Origin of the sequence: Arcobacter caeni (assembly GCF_003063245.1) — a bacterium.
GTDB lineage: Bacteria > Campylobacterota > Campylobacteria > Campylobacterales > Arcobacteraceae > Aliarcobacter > Aliarcobacter caeni.
In genome coordinates, this window is record NZ_MUXE01000045.1 from 1 (window position 1) to 623 (window position 623).

General features: G+C 28.7%; 1 protein-coding gene. It reads left to right on the plus strand.

Going from position 1 to position 623, the window contains the following annotated elements:
* A partial coding sequence (locus B0174_RS12045) for an FAD-binding domain-containing protein (protein WP_205663529.1) occupies window positions 1-570 on the plus strand: 570 nt, incomplete at its 5' end.
* Window positions 571-623: the final 53 nt, after the last annotated feature.

Sequence of the window (623 nt, forward strand, 5' to 3'; positions counted from 1 at the left end):
GAATTTTATAATTATATACTTTTTCATTTTCCAAATTCTGAAAGTAAAAACTTCAATGGAATAAATATTTCTTGGAATGAAAATGAAGATGACTTTCAAAAATGGTGTGAAGGAAAAACTGGTGTGCCTATAATTGATGCAGCTATGATTCATTTAAATAAAACAGGTCTTATGCATAATAGATTAAGAATGATTGTCGCTTCATTTTTAACAAAAAACCTTTTTGTTGATTGGAAGAAGGGTGAAAAATATTTTGCTTTAAAACTTCTTGATTATGAAGTAAGTTCAAATATTGGTTCATGGCAATGGGCTGCAAGTACAGGTGCTGATGCTGCTCCATACTTTAGAGTATTTAATCCTTATACTCAATCTTCAAAATTTGATAAAGATGGTCTTTTTATTAAATCAGTTATTAAAGAATTAGAAGAAGTGGACCCTAAACTTTTCCATATAGAAAATGCACTTTCTTCAAATCTTTTTTTTAATTATCCTAAATCAATAGTTGATATATCTTTATCAAGAAAAAGAGCAATAGAAAACTTCAAAAGGGCTAAAGATGAAAACTTATGATTTAGCCATTGTTGGCTCTGGAATGGGAGGTAGTATGATTGCCTCTTTAAATA